This window comes from Desulfofundulus sp. JL263-se (assembly GCF_056316025.1).
The window spans coordinates 1,953,869-1,971,630 of sequence record NZ_CM149993.1 but is presented as its reverse complement, the minus strand read 5'-3'; the positions used below and the strand labels follow the sequence as shown (position 1 = coordinate 1,971,630).

The 17,762-nt window shown below is 51.6% G+C and carries 20 protein-coding genes; 6 read left to right on the top strand and 14 right to left on the bottom strand.

The window, feature by feature from the left end; all coding sequences use genetic code 11:
- The first annotated feature begins 215 nt into the window (after positions 1-215).
- A complete protein-coding gene (locus ACX4JR_RS10125; protein WP_476057948.1) occupies positions 216-1,859 on the top strand; it encodes an IS200/IS605 family accessory protein TnpB-related protein in 1,644 nt (547 codons plus the stop codon).
- Positions 1,860-2,418: 559 nt separating this feature from the next.
- Here the strand turns inward: ACX4JR_RS10125 and ACX4JR_RS10120 are convergent.
- From ACX4JR_RS10120 to ACX4JR_RS10095, 6 genes are all read right to left on the bottom strand, one after another.
- Positions 2,419-4,743 carry a hypothetical protein gene (locus ACX4JR_RS10120; protein ID WP_476057947.1) on the bottom strand — a complete coding sequence of 775 codons (2,325 nt, stop codon included), beginning with the start codon at positions 4,741-4,743 and terminating at the stop codon, positions 2,419-2,421.
- A gap of 47 nt (positions 4,744-4,790) precedes the next feature.
- A complete protein-coding gene (locus ACX4JR_RS10115) occupies positions 4,791-6,644 on the bottom strand; it encodes a hypothetical protein (RefSeq protein ID WP_476057946.1) in 1,854 nt (617 codons plus the stop codon).
- Between the two features lie 98 nt (positions 6,645-6,742).
- Entirely contained in the window at positions 6,743-6,826 is an 84-nt protein-coding gene (locus tag ACX4JR_RS10110; protein ID WP_476060528.1) for a hypothetical protein, read from the bottom strand.
- A gap of 91 nt (positions 6,827-6,917) precedes the next feature.
- On the bottom strand, positions 6,918-7,130 hold the full coding sequence (locus ACX4JR_RS10105) for a PIN domain-containing protein (RefSeq protein WP_476057945.1): 213 nt from the start codon (positions 7,128-7,130) through the stop codon (positions 6,918-6,920).
- Positions 7,120-7,350, bottom strand: a complete 231-nt coding sequence (locus tag ACX4JR_RS10100) for a hypothetical protein (RefSeq protein ID WP_476057944.1) — start codon at positions 7,348-7,350, stop codon at positions 7,120-7,122. The genes ACX4JR_RS10105 and ACX4JR_RS10100 overlap by 11 nt, the downstream gene beginning before the upstream one ends.
- A 72-nt stretch (positions 7,351-7,422) precedes the next feature.
- Positions 7,423-8,673, bottom strand: coding sequence for a copper amine oxidase N-terminal domain-containing protein (locus tag ACX4JR_RS10095; protein WP_476060527.1), 1,251 nt, complete (start codon positions 8,671-8,673; stop codon positions 7,423-7,425).
- On the opposite strand from ACX4JR_RS10095, the gene ACX4JR_RS10090 reads away from it, so the two are divergent.
- Positions 8,674-8,868 carry a hypothetical protein gene (locus tag ACX4JR_RS10090; RefSeq protein WP_476060599.1) on the top strand — a complete coding sequence of 65 codons (195 nt, stop codon included), beginning with the start codon at positions 8,674-8,676 and terminating at the stop codon, positions 8,866-8,868.
- 78 nt (positions 8,869-8,946) lie between these two features.
- Here ACX4JR_RS10090 and ACX4JR_RS10085 read toward each other — a convergent pair whose 3' ends face one another.
- Positions 8,947-9,096 (bottom strand): hypothetical protein, encoded by a 150-nt coding sequence (locus tag ACX4JR_RS10085; protein WP_476057943.1) that lies wholly within the window; start codon positions 9,094-9,096, stop codon positions 8,947-8,949.
- A 350-nt stretch (positions 9,097-9,446) separates the two neighbouring features.
- Here ACX4JR_RS10085 and ACX4JR_RS10080 point away from each other — a divergent pair, with 350 nt between their 5' ends.
- On the top strand, positions 9,447-10,574 hold the full coding sequence (locus tag ACX4JR_RS10080) for an AAA family ATPase (RefSeq protein WP_476057942.1): 1,128 nt from the start codon (positions 9,447-9,449) through the stop codon (positions 10,572-10,574).
- 117 nt (positions 10,575-10,691) lie between these two features.
- On the top strand, positions 10,692-11,615 hold the full coding sequence (locus ACX4JR_RS10075) for a nuclease/transposase family protein (protein WP_476057941.1): 924 nt from the start codon (positions 10,692-10,694) through the stop codon (positions 11,613-11,615).
- Here ACX4JR_RS10075 and ACX4JR_RS10070 read toward each other — a convergent pair.
- Both ACX4JR_RS10070 and ACX4JR_RS10065 read right to left on the bottom strand, forming a co-directional pair.
- Positions 11,539-12,243, bottom strand: coding sequence for a hypothetical protein (locus tag ACX4JR_RS10070; RefSeq protein WP_476057940.1), 705 nt, complete (start codon positions 12,241-12,243; stop codon positions 11,539-11,541). The two genes, ACX4JR_RS10075 and ACX4JR_RS10070, sit on opposite strands and share 77 nt — an antisense overlap.
- Positions 12,240-12,590 (bottom strand): hypothetical protein, encoded by a 351-nt coding sequence (locus ACX4JR_RS10065; protein WP_476057939.1) that lies wholly within the window; start codon positions 12,588-12,590, stop codon positions 12,240-12,242. The genes ACX4JR_RS10070 and ACX4JR_RS10065 overlap by 4 nt, the downstream gene beginning before the upstream one ends.
- Before the next feature lie 286 nt (positions 12,591-12,876).
- Between ACX4JR_RS10065 and tnpA the strand changes: the two genes are divergently transcribed.
- Both tnpA and ACX4JR_RS10055 read left to right on the top strand, forming a co-directional pair.
- Positions 12,877-13,275 (top strand): IS200/IS605 family transposase, encoded by a 399-nt coding sequence (gene tnpA / locus ACX4JR_RS10060; RefSeq protein ID WP_476057938.1) that lies wholly within the window; start codon positions 12,877-12,879, stop codon positions 13,273-13,275.
- Positions 13,276-13,287: 12 nt separating this feature from the next.
- Positions 13,288-14,610 (top strand): RNA-guided endonuclease InsQ/TnpB family protein, encoded by a 1,323-nt coding sequence (locus tag ACX4JR_RS10055; protein WP_476057937.1) that lies wholly within the window; start codon positions 13,288-13,290, stop codon positions 14,608-14,610.
- 210 nt (positions 14,611-14,820) lie between these two features.
- Here ACX4JR_RS10055 and ACX4JR_RS10050 read toward each other — a convergent pair whose 3' ends face one another.
- From ACX4JR_RS10050 to ACX4JR_RS10030, 5 genes are all read right to left on the bottom strand, one after another.
- Complete coding sequence (locus tag ACX4JR_RS10050) at positions 14,821-15,576, bottom strand: hypothetical protein (RefSeq protein ID WP_476057936.1); 756 nt, start codon at positions 15,574-15,576, stop codon at positions 14,821-14,823.
- Positions 15,576-15,971 carry a hypothetical protein gene (locus ACX4JR_RS10045; RefSeq protein ID WP_476057935.1) on the bottom strand — a complete coding sequence of 132 codons (396 nt, stop codon included), beginning with the start codon at positions 15,969-15,971 and terminating at the stop codon, positions 15,576-15,578. The genes ACX4JR_RS10050 and ACX4JR_RS10045 overlap by 1 nt, the downstream gene beginning before the upstream one ends.
- Positions 15,972-16,121: 150 nt before the next feature.
- The gene (locus tag ACX4JR_RS10040; RefSeq protein ID WP_476057934.1) at positions 16,122-16,481 is read right to left on the bottom strand and encodes a hypothetical protein; all 360 of its coding nucleotides are present in this window, start codon (positions 16,479-16,481) and stop codon (positions 16,122-16,124) included.
- A gap of 117 nt (positions 16,482-16,598) precedes the next feature.
- Positions 16,599-17,072 carry a hypothetical protein gene (locus ACX4JR_RS10035; protein WP_476057933.1) on the bottom strand — a complete coding sequence of 158 codons (474 nt, stop codon included), beginning with the start codon at positions 17,070-17,072 and terminating at the stop codon, positions 16,599-16,601.
- Between the two features lie 199 nt (positions 17,073-17,271).
- Positions 17,272-17,712, bottom strand: a complete 441-nt coding sequence (locus ACX4JR_RS10030) for a hypothetical protein (RefSeq protein WP_476057932.1) — start codon at positions 17,710-17,712, stop codon at positions 17,272-17,274.
- Positions 17,713-17,762: the final 50 nt, after the last annotated feature.

Below are 17,762 nucleotides of genomic sequence, written 5' to 3'. Positions count from 1 at the left end.
TAACCCTGTTGTTGTAAGTCTACTAACTCCTATCCCCGAAGGGACTCGGTAGTTATCTTTAAAGTGATAGGGGGATAAAGGGTTGCCATCTTTATTAATGCCGCCGGGAATACCTCCCATTTTAATGGGAGGATGAAAGGCGGCAAATCTATGTTTTCCAAACGCTTGTACTAACCTTGCTCCATGCGGTAAAATATCTCTGAGGTGTACATTCCATGGAAAAAACGTACTTCTCCAACCGGGTTTACAAAAACACACTTACTGTAAAGCAGGTATTTTCTACTACCAATGCCTTAATCGATTTCAACCGGGCCAAGCACAAGGTATATAGGATGCTTCTGGCCGAACATAACTACGGAATAACCCACGACCCTTCCGTGCACCTCCAAATAAAAGAGATTTTCGGGTTTGACGATTACTGGGCCAATTCCGCCGTCCAGGACGCGAGGGCACAAATAGCTTCTCAGAAGGAACTGCAGAAAATGTACATCGCCGGCAAAAAAGAGCAGATCGACGTCAAGAAAAACAAGGTAAAAGAACTAAACAGGCAAATCGGGCGTCTAGAAAGACTGCTCTCCGCGCTGAAGAAGGGCAGGTTCAAAATCTGGCGCGGATCTAACATCGTCAGGCGCGAATCCGGCGTCATCAGTGTGGACTTCAAGAAGAAGTCCCTCGTTTTCTTCAATACCTACAATTTCGAACACCGGTACCTGCGCCCGGAAATAAAAAGTTTGAAAAACAGAGTAAAACTCATCAAATACTCGATCACCCGCTTGGAAGAAGAGTTGGAAAAGCTCCAAAACGGCTTTTTGAAGGGCTGCGTTTTCGGCACAAAAACCCTCTTCAAAAAGCAATTCACCGTTGAGAAATACAAAAACGACCATGAACTGTGGCTGGAAGAGTGGTGGAAGGCCCGGTACTCTTCCCTTCGCATATCCGGCCGGCTGGACGCGAAGTACGGCAATTTCGTGTTCAGGTACGACGTTAAAACGAAAACTCTCAAATACGACCTGCCGGACGGCACTACGGTAACTGTGCCAGTCGTCTTTAAATACGGGCAGGAAGAAGTCGATTCCGCCATCATCTTCCAGAGTGAAAGGAGAAAACCAATTGCCTGGGCCATCGAAGACCATGGGGAGTATTACATCTTCAAAGTTACCGTGGATGTACCCAGGAATCCTTACATCAACTATTACAAAGGCGACGGTGTAATCGGCCTGGACATGAATTACGACCACGCGGCTTTAGCGGAAACCAATCAACACGGAAACCTTGTTGACTGGTTAACTGTTCCTTACAATCTGGACGGCTTAACGAAAGGTCAGGCGGTCAAAGTTTTGGAGCAGGCCGCCATCGACATCGTGGAAATTGCCAAAATCAAAAAGAAACCCATTGTCATCGAAGATCTGGACACCACCGATTCGAAGTTCCGGTTGAAGTACGGCAATAAGAAGAGGAACCGGAAAATCACCCTTTTTGCTTACCGTACGTTGACGAACGCTATAATCGCCCGGGCCGATAAAGAGGGCGTGGCCGTCTTCAAGGTAAAGCCGGCCTACACCTCGGTCGCGGGGAAACTCAAATACATGGCGCAAAGAGGTATCTCCATTCACGTTGCGGCGGCTTTGGTCATCGCCCGGCGGGGGATGGGGTTCAAGGAGAAGGTTCCACCGGTCTTGTCGGCGGCCTTACCGGAGAAGACAAGGCGCCGGCACCACTGGGCGCATTGGGCCTATCTCCAGAGACGGGTGAAGGGGGTAAAGACCCACCACCTGTACCAGTTGGGCAAAGAGTTGAAAGGCGGCGTTCCCTTCGGGGAAGCGCTGGAACGGTTGAAATCCCTGCCCTGCGCGGGGTGAGTATGTTTTCCACGCGCCAGCCCACGTCGCATAAACAGCTCTTTGCAAGTGGCCTCAGTTGAACGGGGCCGCCTGCCGGTCTTACCGGTGGAATCCCCCTACTGAAGTAGGGGGAGGTTCAATCTAAACTAAAACCATCATGACTAAAAGCCTCCTCACTATAAGGAATACCCTGTCTTGCGGCAGGTTGCCCCCGCCTGCCCCGTGCACTTCCCCCTGGGAAACGGACAGGTTCATCGGGAGCGTGTCAACACTGCCGGATTGTCACCGCAGGGGCGACACCGATTTCTGTGACTCTTCGCCGCAAGCCCCGGCCGCCAGACCAGGGTAGTTGACGCAATGCTTTGATATTCAGGTAGCTGTATAATTACAAAAAGCCCGGCCCCCACTAGGGGAGCCGGGCTTTCTAATTATCTTCTCTTAAAAGGAAGAAATTTTCCAGCACCAGTCTTATTTTCCCTACCCTGCCCTGGAAAACCAAAAATTAGTCTCGGTACGCACTCTTCTCAATACAAACAATTTTTTAATGGCGGGTTGCCGAGGTCAGCGGTCGCTCGCCTCAGTCCTCCCAACGCAGCGTTGTTGTCCAATAATATCTGTGTTTTTTGACATGGGCCAGATACATCACCGGCCAGAAATCACCAAAAGCGGTCTTGCCCCTGTAGTGACTTTCTCTACCGGTGATGGACAAGGAGGGCTTGTTCCAAATCGCCTGCCAGACCTCGTCAACCGGGCGAGCGCACACCCCATCCGTCGGGCTGAAATACGGGTTGAAGTACGAAAGCGGCTCCAGGTACCTTGTCCTTGCCACGGCTCCGAACGTGTAGAATCTGTATTTTTTCTCGCCCTTCCTCCTGTACGAGTACCGCGCCAGCGCCTGATTCAGACTCGCGACGTTGGACCCCGCACGTTCCACGGTAAATTTCGGGTACCCGCAAAAGCAGGCTTCCCCAGACCAGTTGAAATAACGGGAAAAAGCCTCGGACACGGCACGTTCGACTACCCAGCGTGGAATATCATATTTGTGAACCTTCTCGGTGTACTTATTCCTGACGTAGACCTCATCAGGTATCACAATATGAGTGACCACGTCGCCGTCATAAAGAACTTTGCTCTCGCCCGGGCCGAGGGAAAAGTTAGTCAGTCGGTGAAAGACAGGATCATAGTTAGAGCTCTCATAGTCGGGAGAGATAACATCAACGTCTACGTCCATGTAATCGGAGAGATAAGATTCGATATGTTTCACAGCCAACTTCAGATTTGTGAGGGCAAACCCGCTGCTTGAAAAGCTCACCGCGGCGTCGTCCGGGTTGACCGCAATCAGCCGGACGTGGTGCATAATGTAGACGTCGTACAGCCAGTGTGTGTATCTTCCACTTCCGTACTTATTAAAGGAGATCGAGTAAGTGATTCCCTGGCTCTCCTCACGGACGTACGGTCTCCGAAGGTGCGAAGCGTAGATGTGGTAGCCTGGGGATACCTCTTTAATAAGAGCACCTATGTCCGGGGTATCTGTCGGAACAAACCGGTACGTCTCGATGAACACGGGTTTATACCGGAGAACTGGAATGCTGTTGGTCCAGCCTACGTAAGAAGGGTTGTCTACATTAAATATGCGCTCATAGCCGCTGTTGAGTTCCAAACTTTCGGCGTCCGGGTCGGTTATCGCCGGCCCGGGTAAATCGTACCAGATACTTGTCGGGCCTGAGCTGATGCAAGCACTCGTCCCTCCTACCTCGCACCGGTAGAAGCGGATGTTGTCAATTACTACAGTTCTGTCATCTTTATCGACACGCGGTACTTTCGGCCAGTGCTTCGCGAAAAACGCTTCTACCGCGGCCTTTGCAGCGTCCGAGTTCTTACTGTTTTTTCCGGGGTATGCTACCCAGCCGTTCTCCGTGAGGGTCACGTATCCATCGAACCACCAAGCAGATCGCCACGACGTGTTTAACCGGCATTCGACGCGGTATGACACGGTGAATCCCCCGCTAAGATCCTTCGGCACGGGCGGACCCCAAGCGAAGTACTGGAACGCGATAAAACCTTTGTTTGGCTTCAAGTAGTCCGGGAGTTCCGGATCCATGCTCTCTACAATGTCACTGCGGTAATGCCCCTCACTCCACGATTCCTGCCTGTCGGGAGATCCATCTCTCCACTCTGTGTCGTCCGCAAGGAAAGCGTTCGAGAAAGGTTTCCCGCGGTTGACGAGCACAAACTTGGTTTCGTTGGGCCCTAGAGAAAGTTCCTTATTAAACCTCAAAATTTTCGTGTCTTCCCAGTGCCCGAAACCCTCCCGGAACTTCTCAATGTCCCCGCTCACCTCTACCTTTACCGGCCACGGGTTCGGGTTGGTGACCTGCGCCACTATGAGCCAGTAATCGGGGTCGGAGTCCGGGAGCAAGTAACCCTTCGTGGAACCCGGCCACGATACAGGGCCGTAAGCCACTCTCTTCAGCTCACCGGTCAGTTTTTCTTGTTCCCAACTGTATTCCGTATACGCTACTCTATCGAAGACATTGGGGGCAATTATCCTCACCTGTACGGGATCAATTCGCTTGACGACAGTCCAATCCTCGACCCTGCGCCGCTCATACCTCACGAGCTTCTGGCCCTTCTTTTCACCTACCTTCGTACCGGGGACGTAGGCCCAGCCGGTCTCCTTCCCTGTCTTCGGGTCGCAGATGACGAAGACCTGCCCGAATCCCTTGACGTCCGCGTAATAGCCGAATGCCCTGGTGGTAACCGTGTTACTCCCCTTGTTTACGCCCGTCACCAGGTCAACCCACTGCAGCTGCGGGGCGGCCAGGGCGGGAACGGGAGCACTTGCCAGGGTCACCAGGAGTACCAGGAACAGCGACAGGGTTTTCAGGATTTTTCCGGACAAAGCCACCACCTCTCTCCTTTAAATTTTGGTCTTTAGGAGGGCACGGCCTAATTATTGGGTACCAGCCGCACCCGAACCTTTTCCTCACCCTCTTCCTTGACAAACGGCACTTTCTTCCAGCCATAGACGTCCTCCGTGTACTCCTCGTATACGGGTACTTCCTTCCACTTCATTGGGTGATAGTAGAGCGGGTAACTCCACCGTCCTGGTGTCGGCGGGCCTTTCGGAATATCCGTTCCAGCCGTACTTAATTCCCTTTTGTTATCGTCATATGTTGCCTCAGTCTTCCCTTCAAAGGGCTCTTCCTTCCACTTGGACTGCTGTTCCCACCAGCGGTAGGCTACGGTCGCTATTAACTTCACATTTTCACTCATCCCGGTCCAGTTCCAGGTCTTTTGGACGGTTCCTCCAGGCTCGAAGTATACGTTTTCTTCTTTTCTTAAATCCATCCAGCCGGCTTCGCGCTTGACGTAAAACCTGACTTTGGCCCAGCCGCTGAAATCGAAAGTGGAATTGAACGTGGCTTTGACCCTGTACGGCTTGTTTACCTCAACTATGCCGGAGACGGGCTCCTCCTCGCCCTGCTCGTTGACCTTGAACAGTTTGAGATTGATGACCGCCAGGTTGTTTGGCCGGTTGTTCTGGTCTCCGTTACCGTCTTCCGGCGGCGACCACCTTGCTTGCTGATTACTTTCGGCGTAGTTATCCAGATAAGCCTTAGCTCCGCCAACGGCATCTACAGTATTTCCTGGAAAAGAAAAGTACTGTGCGGTTTCAGGCTTCGTCCCGGTGAGCCCCACAACATTACCGGCGCTGCGCCCGTAGGCTACGGTCGTCGCCAGCGGCTCGGGATAGCCCCCCGACCCATCGAACAGTACGTTGGCCGAAACAAGTACCTTGTAGTCGTCGCTCGGCACCGGCACGTCAAATGTCCAGGTGACCGTGTTGTATAACGTGCCGTCCTGCCGTACGCCTGATCCGAGATTCCACGAAACTGCCGGCTGTATCAGGCCGCCCCGCCCGTTGCCCAATAATACCGGCCCGATGTCGGTAGTGGTATTCGCAACGAGTTCGTACTTTCCACTGTGGACAAGGTAGGCCCGTAATTTTACGTTCTTCGCGATGTACGGTGTGGTGTTAAAAACCGTCATTTTCCAGGTCTGCTTACCGTCCGACGGAGATCCCACCGGTTCGAGGCCCGTCACTGTAAGCCCGTAGATGTAGGAATAGCAGATCGCCGCGCGGGTAGTTGTGCTCAGTTTCCAGAGGTTGGAGGCGCACTCCCTTGTCAGCCCCACCGGTGACCGCTGCCCCTGGGAAAACCAGTGGTACCCGGTTCCGCCGTAATAACCGCCCGCGTGGAACCCGTCCGGGCCGTTGCTGAAGTATTTGGGGTTTTTGATGGTGTCCCGATTAGGATTCAACCCGCTGCTGTCCCTTACGGTGGTCACCGGCACGTCGAAGATCATCTCGCCGGAGCCGGTGAAAGGGGCGGCGATGCCACCCAGCGTGGAATGTTCTCTCCAGTACGCGGGGCTTACGATCCAGTACCCGTCGATATTCGGCACACCCAGGGCATCCAGGTAAAGTGCCGCGTCAGAGGGCACATCGTCCTTGTCTCCTACAGCTGTGTAACCGCTTCCAAAATCCCCGGGGATGTCGAAGACTGAACAGTGACCGGAGAAAAGCAGCCGGGACCCGGGCGAGTACTGGTTCGCGCTCACCATTGACTCATTGACGTAGAAGTCCACCCGGTGCTGGCGGGTGTACTCCCGGCCGGCATAACAGGAGGGAGGTGGGTTGTCTTCGGGAGGTATCCATCTAGTTCCCGCCCAAGCCGGAATAGCTAGATTCACGATAAGCAATACCGCGAAAATCAAGACCTGAATTACTTTTCGCATAGTGATCATCTCCTTTCCGAAAAACTATTTTAAAAAAGAAAAACACCGGTGTTTTTTCCCGGTGTTTCACCAAATGCTTAAACCTGGCAGTTTTCAGGTTACCACTTTTTCAGTTTTAAGCCTTCTACTTTTTTGAAATGCTCGTCACGAGTGACCAGAACAAGGTCGTGCTGTCGCGCAATGGCCGCGATCCAGATATCGTTTTCCGGGATAGGTTATCCCCTCTTCCGTAGCTGATCCTTGATCAAGCCGTATTCGCGGGCCGTACCGGCGTCACAGGCCAACACCGCAACGTTGCTTATAAACTCTTCGATGTGCACCAGATTCTTTTACCAAGCCGGACTTACGGGCACCGTAGTACAATTCTCCCAGGACGGTAGCGGGTATGAATACCTCATCTGCTCCGGCCAGGTTTCTCTGAACGATAGCGTCTCCCTTGAACAGAGCGATAACGATGTTTGTGTCCAGCAAGAACCTACCACTCATCCGCATCCACCCGCTCGCAGCCTTCCTCGATGGCCCGTTCCATCAATTCGGCTTCTTCCGGTGCCAGGATGCCAGCAAAACGGAGGAGTTCTTTACCGGGCACGCCTTCGGTTTCAGAAAGACGCAACGTCCGGACAAAATCAAGCACCCTTAACTGTAACTCGAGAGACAGCTGCTCAAGTTCCCTCAGGATTTCCTGTTTAATTGCCGTCGCATTCACCTTGACCACCCAGTTCAGATTTCGTTTCCGTACTTCAGTATAACGCGGTTCGATTTTTCCGACAAGCAGAATTCATAGTTCTCCCACTACACCCGCGGTACCGGTCTCATAATCCCAGCCGCCGCCGTCCGCCATTCCCGGCCAGATGTTAACGATAGCACAGTATCCACCCGGCTTGCGAAACAGAATCACCTCAAAATCGTTTAAACTATTAATCCCGACCATCGGCACGCCGTCCTTCACGAAGAGCGGGTAGGCTAACTTGCCAACCGTTACCTCTCCGTTGTGCCACTTCACGAAGGATTCCTTCTTCCCGGCTTCGCAGACCTTGTACCCGTCCGCCCGGCCGTCCCATCCAAACACCGCCAGGTGCTCGCCGTCCCAGACGATGTTCTCCTTCGGCACGCCGAAGGCCTCGGCCACAGGAATAAAGGGGACGTAGAAGGCCCAGTATTCTTTCTTCGGATCGTCTACAATCACATAAGTCCCTGGCTTGTAAACCAAGGGATAGTTAGATTTGAGCCAGTCAACGTCCTCTTTAGCTGTCACTACCACGCACGGCGTCCCCAGGTCAAGCTGGTACGTGTTCTCGTCAGTTAATTTCTGTTTCTGTGCCAGTAGACTGTCGTATTCCGGGTCGCGATTGTTCTGGTACCATTTCTGGAACCGCTTGCCGCCAGGGTTGTCTTCGGGAGTTAATCCTTCGTTTTTGTAGGGGCTGATATCGCTCCAGAACCATTCGACGTATTTATACCACAATTCCCTGGCTTTCTTTTCTATCTTTCGATCCAGTTCAGCCATTTCAGGAGTGTAACCCCACACCTTTGCGTACCGGTCCCCCACCTTGAACTCCATCCGCACGGCTTTGGCCGGGAAACCCCACACGTCCGGAGGAGCAATCGCTCCCACCGGCGGCTTGAGCGTGCCGTCCCTGGCCGCAGTCATGTCAATCTTGCCCTGTACCGACTCAAGTTGCGGCAACTCCACTACGGGTGGCTCCTGCCCGGGCGGGCAAACCAGCACAGCCTGGCTTTCCTGCTTCCAGTCTACCGTGTACCCGAACGCCTCGGCCACCCACCGCGCCGGCAGGTAGGTGCGGCCGTTCCGGATCAGTGGAGATACGTCCATCTGTTTAACCTTGTCGTTGACGTAGATAGTCCGGCTGCCGATGACCAGCTTAACCGTGGTGTTGCCCAGCTTCAAGGTCACGGTAGCCGTTTTACCGTCCCACATGATGTCTTTTTCCGCCACGCCCAAAGCCAGGGCTAAATAACGCACCGGAACGTAAGTGCGCCTGTTTTCGATGAACGCGGCGGCGTCCATTTGTTTCTGCTGATCGTCAACGATATATGCTTTCTGCCCTACGGTGAACACGGCCTTGTGGGCCGGAGCGGCCAGGGCCGGGAGGGCGAAGACCAGAATCAGCAGAAAAGCCAGTATAAAAATCGAAACCCTGCGCTCGAACATAAGACCACTCCTTTTCCGAGATTTTCTACACCGGATGCAGACCCGGCATAAAGATGACGAAAAGCGCCAACAGCAGAATGAACAAACAAAACCTCAGCAACGGCATTACCCCTTTCTATTGATTTTGTCTTATTTTACCGCATCTGCACGTTCCGCTTCCAGGAGTCCCCGCACGTCCTCCAGGGCCTCCCCGTCCACCTCGACGTTTACAGGAACGACCACCAGCGCCCTGCCGTACTGGTAGACGGCCAAGTGCCGGTAACCGTACTTTTTTACCACAGAACGCAGAAACGAGGTCGGCAGGGTGAAATGGTGCGTGCTCAGCTTCGCGATCTTGAGGAACTGGAGTTCGGGCATATTCACCACTCCTGACCTACTTTAACTTTGACTTTGATTAACTTTATCGTAACACATACTGGCAAATATATCAAAAGTGGTATTTGACCTTATTTGATTAAAACAGGTGTTCCGCAGTTAGAAATGTTTATTTTTCTAAACAAAATGTGGATTTTTTGTTAATTTTCGCTGTTCTTTACCAGAATAGCTCCAGTGAGCCGGGATTATTGATTTGTTACATTTTATGTAATATAATATTACAAAAAGAGTAATATCCTGGGAGGTGCACAACTTTGCCCACCAGATTATTTCCTGTCGGTGGTCCTGTTTCAGAGAAAGACATCGTGGACAGAGAGGATTTTATCACTTCCCTTCAAACCAGATTGGCTGATGGACAGAGTGTTATGCTGGCCGGCCCCCGCAGAATAGGGAAAACTTCTATCGCTTACGAAGTTCTAAGACGGTTGAAAGAGCGGGGTTTTTACACGGCATCTGTAGACTTTTTCCGCCTTTCAAACAAACGGGAATTCGCGGTTTCTTTGATCAACGCCTGCCTGGAAAACAGAACAGGGATTCGCAAAACGCTGGACGCTATGAAAGACCGCGCCAAGGCCATCGCCGGTCTGGCGAAACTGACAGTTAAGCTTGAAGACCTGGAATTCGGTTTCGGCTTTCTCCAGGGAGACCCGGACGAAAATGCACTGCTCGAATATGCTCTGGATTTACCAGAAATCCTCGCGACCCGCGATGGGAAAAATATGGTGGTCCTGTTTGACGAATTCCAGGATGCTTCCCGTATAGCCGGCCAGGATGAGATCTATAAGAAAATGCGATCCCATTTTCAAAACCATAAAAACGTGTCTTATCTTTTTCTCGGCTCCAAAGAAGGCATGATGAAAACTCTATTCGGTAACCGAAAAGAAGCATTTTATCGCTTTGCCGTGGTCCTTCCCATCCCCTCTATTCCCGAAGATTCATGGGTGGTATACATCACCCAAAAATTTGCTGAACAACATATTGAAGTAAACAGAGAAATTATCAAGGGAATCTTGCAAAAGACCGGCGGCCATCCACAGGATACAATGCTGGTTTGTTCGGAGATTTACTACGCTCTTCTCGAAGTAGGGAAAAAAACCGTAACTTCAAAATTTGTTCAGCTGGGATATGACCGTGCTTTACTGACCCTGGCTCAAGTTTATGATGAAAAGCTGGATGAGCTCAGCCAGAAATTCTATACCCGCAAAGTGTTGAAGCGTATTGCTGCGGGAGACAAGGTTTATACTCGAAAAGATAATCCCAACGAGATTAAAAGAGTGCTGGATTACCTGATTGCCAAAGCAATCATCGAAAAAAGCGGGCGAGGGTCGTATAAATTCATTGAACCGATGTTTCAGGAATACATTTTGCGCGAGCTTCAGTAGGAAGCTCTATTTACAAAAAACCCCGCCAGAATGCCCCCGATTTTAATCGGGGGATGAATGGCAGTTTGGTTTTTTTCCGGTTATACTGTAATTTAAGCAAACCGGAGGAGATGCTGAATGCAAACGGTAACTCTCAAAATAAAACTCCTGCCTCCCAATAAAGGCAAGCTGGAAAAAATGGTCCGCATGGTGGAGACCTACCGCCAGGCGTGCTCCTGGTTTCTGGAACAGGCCGAAACATTAAACACCACCAATCGGGCACACCTGAACCGCCAAACCTACCGGCAGGCATGCGGGTTGTTCGACCTCAACCGGGGCACGCTCCAGTGCACCATGCTTAAAGCGCTGTCCGCCAGGCGCTCCTATCTTTCCCGCATACACAGGGGCAAGAAGGCCAGCCTGCCCAAATTTGAGAGGATAGTTCCGGTAATGGTGCGGCAGGACTGCTGCTCAATACATCAACTGCCTTCTGGCACATGGATTATCAAGTTTCCCGTCTCTTCCGGCAGAAGTCAGATAGCAGTACCGCTTGCCATTTCTGAATACCACGCCAGGAGACTCCAGGACCTGGCGGCAGGAGGTTCCTGCCGCCAGGGGTCCATGGAGATATGGCGGAACAAAAGCGGCGAGTGGTATGTGGCAATATCCCTTGTCTACGAAACACGTCTTAACGAGCCAGGCGGCGTAATCGGGGTTGACTTCGGTATCGTCAAACTGGCCGTCCTGTCCAATAACGTGTTCTTTAACGGCCGCCAGGTAAGGTGGCGTAAGGAACGATGGGCAGAACGGCGGAAAGCACTCCAGCAGGCAGGCAGGCTCTCCCGCGTCAAGAAAGAAGCCGGCCGCGAAGAAAGGTGGATGCGCTACATCAACCACTACCTCTCCAATCCAGCACTCAATTTATTGAGTGCTGGGCCGTCCCGCGCCGGGATGCTCCCCAATTCATTGGAGAGAGGATGTCACATCAATCATCCATCGACCAGGTATTTCCACAACCGTCTCTTTTCCCTTCCAGCCTTTCAGGCAGTCCTTCGTCTATAAAACGCAGATACTCTCCCTGGTCGTAGTGCCGTGTCTTCTTCAACAAAGCCCAGTTCTTGAGATAAACAGCTTGTACTTCGGATAATTTGATATAAACCATTGCGATCGATCCATCTTTTTCTTCTAGGAGCAGGAGAGAAGGTGGGTCAGACCACTGGTACTTAATACACTCACCCTCGTAATCCTTCGCGGGAGTAATAACTTTCAATAGTGGTCGCACCTTTAACGAGTGACATATGAAGAGGAGATGTTCCAGGATATTCCTGGAAACAAAAAACTCTCCTTCTCCGCGAAATCTCTTTTCAATGCGTAACCAGAGTGCTGCGGGACTTTTGGATAATCTAAAAATTCTCCAGAAAACACCCAGCAGAAAAGCAGCCGAGTAGTCCACTATACCAAAATCAATGACATTTAAAACTTTGCCATCATTAGTCAAAACGCTCCAAATAGCATCAGTCCTACCCAGAAATGTCAGACAAGCGGACGTCAGAAACGAAAAAACAAGACCTAGAAGCATCGCCCACAACCAACCTGACGGAGACTTTACTTCGCTGTACTTGCCTGCCATGACTAGAAACAAAATTCCCGGCCCGACCAGAAGCAGCAGTAAAAGCCCTGAAGCGCTCACCAGTTTTCTCTCCTTCCCTCATAGAAAAACACATATTTGTTTTTCTTTTCTTCTTCGTCCAGTTTCCACCAAATACCTGCCAGAGGGTTAACCAGACACCAGAAAACATTAACTAAAAAATAAAGAATTAGGGCTACCGTCCCCATCAGCAAAGACAGTAAAACGTTCAAAGGCACCCATAAAACAGGATCGCTGCAAATAGCCTCCCAAAAGTCGGGAACCCAAAGCAAGAAAAACGAAACTGCCGTGGATAGCAGGAACACGCACTTCAACCGGCCGGACTTGCGTCCCGTGCCCCACTCTCTCCAAACGTTACCCGCTGTTCTCAAAACGATGAACCACAACACTAAAAAACACCTCCGAAAATAACAAGGCCGGGTTATCCCCGGCCCTCCGTTACAACTACCGCAATCGCTGGATAGAGCCTCACTTTCACAAGGCAGCTCGCAAACTAGCCGATTTTCTACACGAAAAGCTGCTCTTGGAAAACAAAGGGCCGAGCTTCCCCGGCCCCTGATCATTATAGAACCGCCGCGGGAAAACCCGCTCCCTTTTAAGGGGCGGGATGAAAGCGGCGGCTTTTTGATTGAACGCATTGCATTTTAACAGAAATATCGGTATACTTAACTCGCTATGAAGATAAAGAAAACCAGGTATGCACATTACAACATTAACTATCACTTTGTTTGGATACCCAAGTACAGGAGAAAGATCTTGACCGGAGAAGCAGCTGAAGAATTCGAGCGGCTGTTGCGGAAAGTATGTAAAGAACGAGAGGTGGAAGTTTTAAGCTTGTCTGTGCAACCGGATCATGTGCACCTGTTCGTTTCCGCACCACCAAGACATGCGCCATCCGAACTGGTCAACATGTTCAAAGGCTACACGTCCCGGTACCTGCGCCAGAAGTTTCCCGAGTTAAGCAAGCAAACGGGAAGCAGGGGACTTTGGACCCGCACTTACTACGTTGGTACAGCCGGCACCGTATCAGCCGAAACCATCAAACATTACATCGAAGAATGTCAAGACGAATAAGTGGTGAAAACGATGGGTTGGGCGAAGAACAAAGGCAAGAAACAGGATAATCGTCTATACCTTACGAGAGTGGTACCGCTTTCCCTGAATATATGGTTGCCCGTATTTGAGAGGCTTATGCTGGCCGCTACGAAAATCTGGAACTCCTGCGTGTGGGAGAGCTGGGAAGCCCGCAAGAATGGTGAAAAATACCCGACTGAAAGCGAACTGAAGGGAAGATTTAAACGCTACAAATCGTGGAAACAACTCCATTCCCAAAGTTCCCAGGCCGTGGTGGAAGAATATTTCGAGGCGGTACGCTCCTACATTAAACACAGAGACAACGGTCACGACGAGATGTGCCCGCCGGGCTTTAAGAACAAGAACACCCTGCGCACTGTTACCTGGAAACGGCAGGGATTTAATTACCAGGAAGGTCAGTTAATCCTGAAGCTGTCCCGTAGGTTGGACGACATAACGGTTCCCTTGCCGGAAGATTCCGATGTCCTGGAACTGCCGGACGGCACAGTTTTAAAGGGCATTCCGGTCGAGGTCAAGGTAAAGGCAATTTACCGCAAGAAGAAAGTAATCGGGCTGGGGTTGCACGTCACCTGGGACTTTGGGGTGGTGCCGATGGTATTGGCCGGCAAGGTATCGGCATACGATTTAAACTCCCCCCTGGTTGCCAGGGCATCTACGGAAGGTAGCCAGCAGTTGATCATTTGCCGGGAACTACTAGCGCTGATACAGTACCGGAACAAGGTAATCGCTGAATTCCAGCAGAAGATGTCCCGGTGTAAAGAAGGTTCCCGAAAATGGAAAGCGCTGCTTGCGGCCAAACGCAACAAACTCAAAAAGCTTGACCGCCGGATTAAACAGTTGACTAACGCGCTGACGAAATTGATGTCTGAACTAGATCATGCTGAGGATATAACCTTTTCCGTTTTGGGCGATTTAACCAACATCCGCCGCAGGACACGCACCAGCGACAAGAGCAAAAAAGCTAGTCAGAAGGTTAACCAGCTGCCGTTTGCGCAAATTAAGCAACAGCATGCGTACAAATCCCTGCTCAAGCAGGTATATCCCGACAAGACAAGTGAAAGGTATAGTTCCCAGATATGCAGCCGGTGTGGAGTGAGGAACAAATCTTACCGGATTCACCGGGGCCTTTGGCGCTGCAGGAGCTGCGGCGCAATAATACACGCCGATTTAAACGGTGTCAACGGCATCATCAAGAACTACCTGTTCGGCCGCTGCGATATGAGACAGGTTTTAAGACTTAAACCGCCGGAAGTGTACCGGTGGGACAAGAGGTATAACAAATTCGTAAAAGTATCTCTAAGGGCTGCGGCGTAGAGCCCAGTACCTGGAGTAGTAGTGGCGTCAGTGACCGCCCCCTCTGGGAGCCGAAAGGTGTCTAACCAGAGTTACCTGCATAAATTTGTCCAGTCGCAGCACGGGAAGATAGTCAGTTTGCAGCACCCGGTGCACCAGGCAAACCGATGATCCTGGAGGTACGGGTAGGGCTCATAGAAGCCCTACCCCTTCAGGGGTAGGGAGTAGTCACTAATCCAACTTTCTTCTGTACCTCTCTTCCACTTCGTCCCCATACCCGGGGTGAATCATGTTCAGCAACTTCCTCGTCTTGTGGTCAAGCATCCCGCACTCAGGTTTGATACCAGGATTTTCAAATACCACTGCTTTTATGTCCTGCATCGGCACCCAGAACACATTTTGCGGAAAGTCCATATCGGCGATCAAAATGCCCGGTCTTAACCCCCAACTCACCTTCAACACTTCCCCACACAACCTGCCGGTAGAGGTATCTCCGGATACTGGTATGCTGTCTTTATCCAGGACTACTGTGACCAGGGGGCGTTTACCAACCGCACGGTAGCACTGAAATATTTCCCAGAACATGTCGTCGCGGGGCGACAGCTCAAAAGCAGTGTCTTTCATCAAGAAGTGCCGCCACGCCCGGCTCGTCTTAACAAGATAGGCAAAGCGAAGGTTGTCCGCAAAATCTGCAAAGCCGAGAAGTACAGCGGGAAGGCAGAAAGCGGTGAACCACCCAAGCAACCTTATCGACGTCAGGTCAGAATAGTCTTTTCCCGATAGAACGTCGAGAAAAACTTTCGCTTCTCCTGGAAAAACAGATAAGAGCAAAAGAAACGCCACACCAAAGCTCGTTACGCCCCGGTAAAGCACTGAATGAAGCTTGTGCTGGGCTTCTCCAACTCTGCCCGCCGCCCACATCCCCATGTAACCCGGAACCAGGACGAACAGAAAGAACAGCGCCGCCTGCAGAGACAGCCCTTGCATCAGCCGCACCTCCTGAAATCGATATACCTGCCCAGCCTCTCCTGCCAGGTCAATTTCTGGATTTTCGTCCTGCTGCCGGGTATTTCCTTCAATTCCCTCGCCAGCAAGGATACCCATGCAATAAAGCACCCTACCGCCACAATTGCGAGTGATACCAGAACATCAAGTACTGCAACCCCAAGCAGGTGCAGCATGAAAAGGAACAGCCCGTGTCTTTCCGCAGGTGTATAAGTTGGATCAACCAGCACCCGCTTGTTAAGAAAAGCTTCTGCGCCTGTTGGAACCGGTATCGTGAACAGGAGAACCGGACCAAGGATTAACCAGGCAAAAACAGCAAAAACCAGTTGGTCCTTAAAAAAGTTCCAAAAATTCCTGTACTTCTTGTTGTAGCCCATAAAAACCACCTCCAACAAAAAGGCCGGGTCATCCCCGGCACTCCGTTACTGCTTCTGCTGCGGCTGTTCCTGCTGCTGCGGTTTAGTGACCTCCTCCCACCATTTCAATGGTGGGAGGAGGTCACATAGATAAATATTTCCGATCCTCTACTACTTCTTCCATTTTGTTCTTACCGTATACAATCGCTTCTGCACATCTTCTAGTCTTTCGATTTTGAGCTTGAGGTCCCGGATCATTTGCCGAATTTTTTCCCAACTGTATTCTTCTTCGAATTTCGCCAGGTTGAAATGGGGCATTTTGCTCATGTCACCGGAAGGGAATACCACAGGTTCAGGCCAGTCTGCGAGGATTATTCCGGCAGGGTTGTTTTCCAAACGTTCGCCCAGTAACTTGATGTGGCAACCAATAGTCTTGAGCCGCTCTTTTAGCTCCTCAACATCAAGCGAAAGTTCCAGCTCGGCGTAAAGCAACTCTTTGATTTGTTCCTTGTCCAAAAAAACCACTCCCATAGATTTGCTCCTTTCCTCTCTCTTTTGCACAAGAGAACGGTTTCCTTTTTTTTGATACAGAAAAAAGGACCGGAAAAACAATTCCCGGTCCCGTCCCCGCTATTTCCCAGCTTGTCCCTATTGTTGCTGTCTCCGGCCCAGTTCGACCGGCCCCTGCAGCGTCTGCGGCTCCTGCTCGCCCGGCCTCAGCTCCCGGTGCAGGGCTAATACCTGGCCGTCCTTGACCAGCATATCCACAAAATCTCCCGCTTTGAACCACTGCGTCAGGTCGGTCTTCTTACCCGGCTCGCTCACGAAATTCATGCCTATCTGGACCGACGTATACTCGTTGGTTCTCACGGTGATGACCTTCCCGACGTCGCCGCCGCCCTTCTCCACCTTGACGGTTAGCTTGTCGGGCTCGACGGATACGATCTCACCGCGCCGCACCATCTTGTTGAGTTCTTCCTGCTGTTTCTTCGCCACCTCCTGTGCCTTCTTCTGCGGGGCGTAAACGTACTTATAATACCCGCCGCCGAAACCGGAGGCAAATCCCGCCAGCAGAGAAACGATAATGATTACCGCCAGGATGCTTTTGCGCAAATACAGCACTTTAAAATTCCCCCTTCACTCTATCCCAATTGTGAACTACCCCTCCCTTACGGAAGGGGCTTCCTGCTTCATTGGGAGCCTGCGGCCCCTCCACAGGCCTGACTTCCCGCGGTCCCCGCGGTAGCCGCCTTTCATCCCCTCCCTCACGGAAGGGGACTTCTCGGCGGGAAAGTTAAAAGATTGTTCTTTTTTTGAGAAATCAACCTTCCGGCATCCGGTACTCGTGCTTCGCCGCGCCGGCCACCTTGAATACGAAGTGATCATCCGGCCACCATTTTTCTTTACCGGAAGCATCCTTTTTCCAGAGCAGCCTCGGCGCTCCGGGCAGAGGATTCGGCACGTAGTAGGTAATGGTGCACCTTGCCCACGTGCCATCGTCGGAGAAAGAGATATTTGCACCCCTCTTACCCCTGGCAGGTCTTGTGCTGCCCGGCAGAAAATCGGCGTCCGGCGGGAGCATCTTTTCCTGAATCAGGACGTCCAAGGCACGTCTCCGCGCTGCTCCCTCGGCGTAGGGTACCCCCTGCCCCAGCTGTATGCCGTACTCCCGCGCCCCCTCCCGGGCGGCCATGGCGACGCAAGCTCTGACCTGATCCAGGTAAAAGTAAACGAACCCGAAGGCAGCGAAAAAGAACAACACCGGGAGGACGAGAACCCACCCGATGACGGAAGAACCGCGTTCAGAATAAA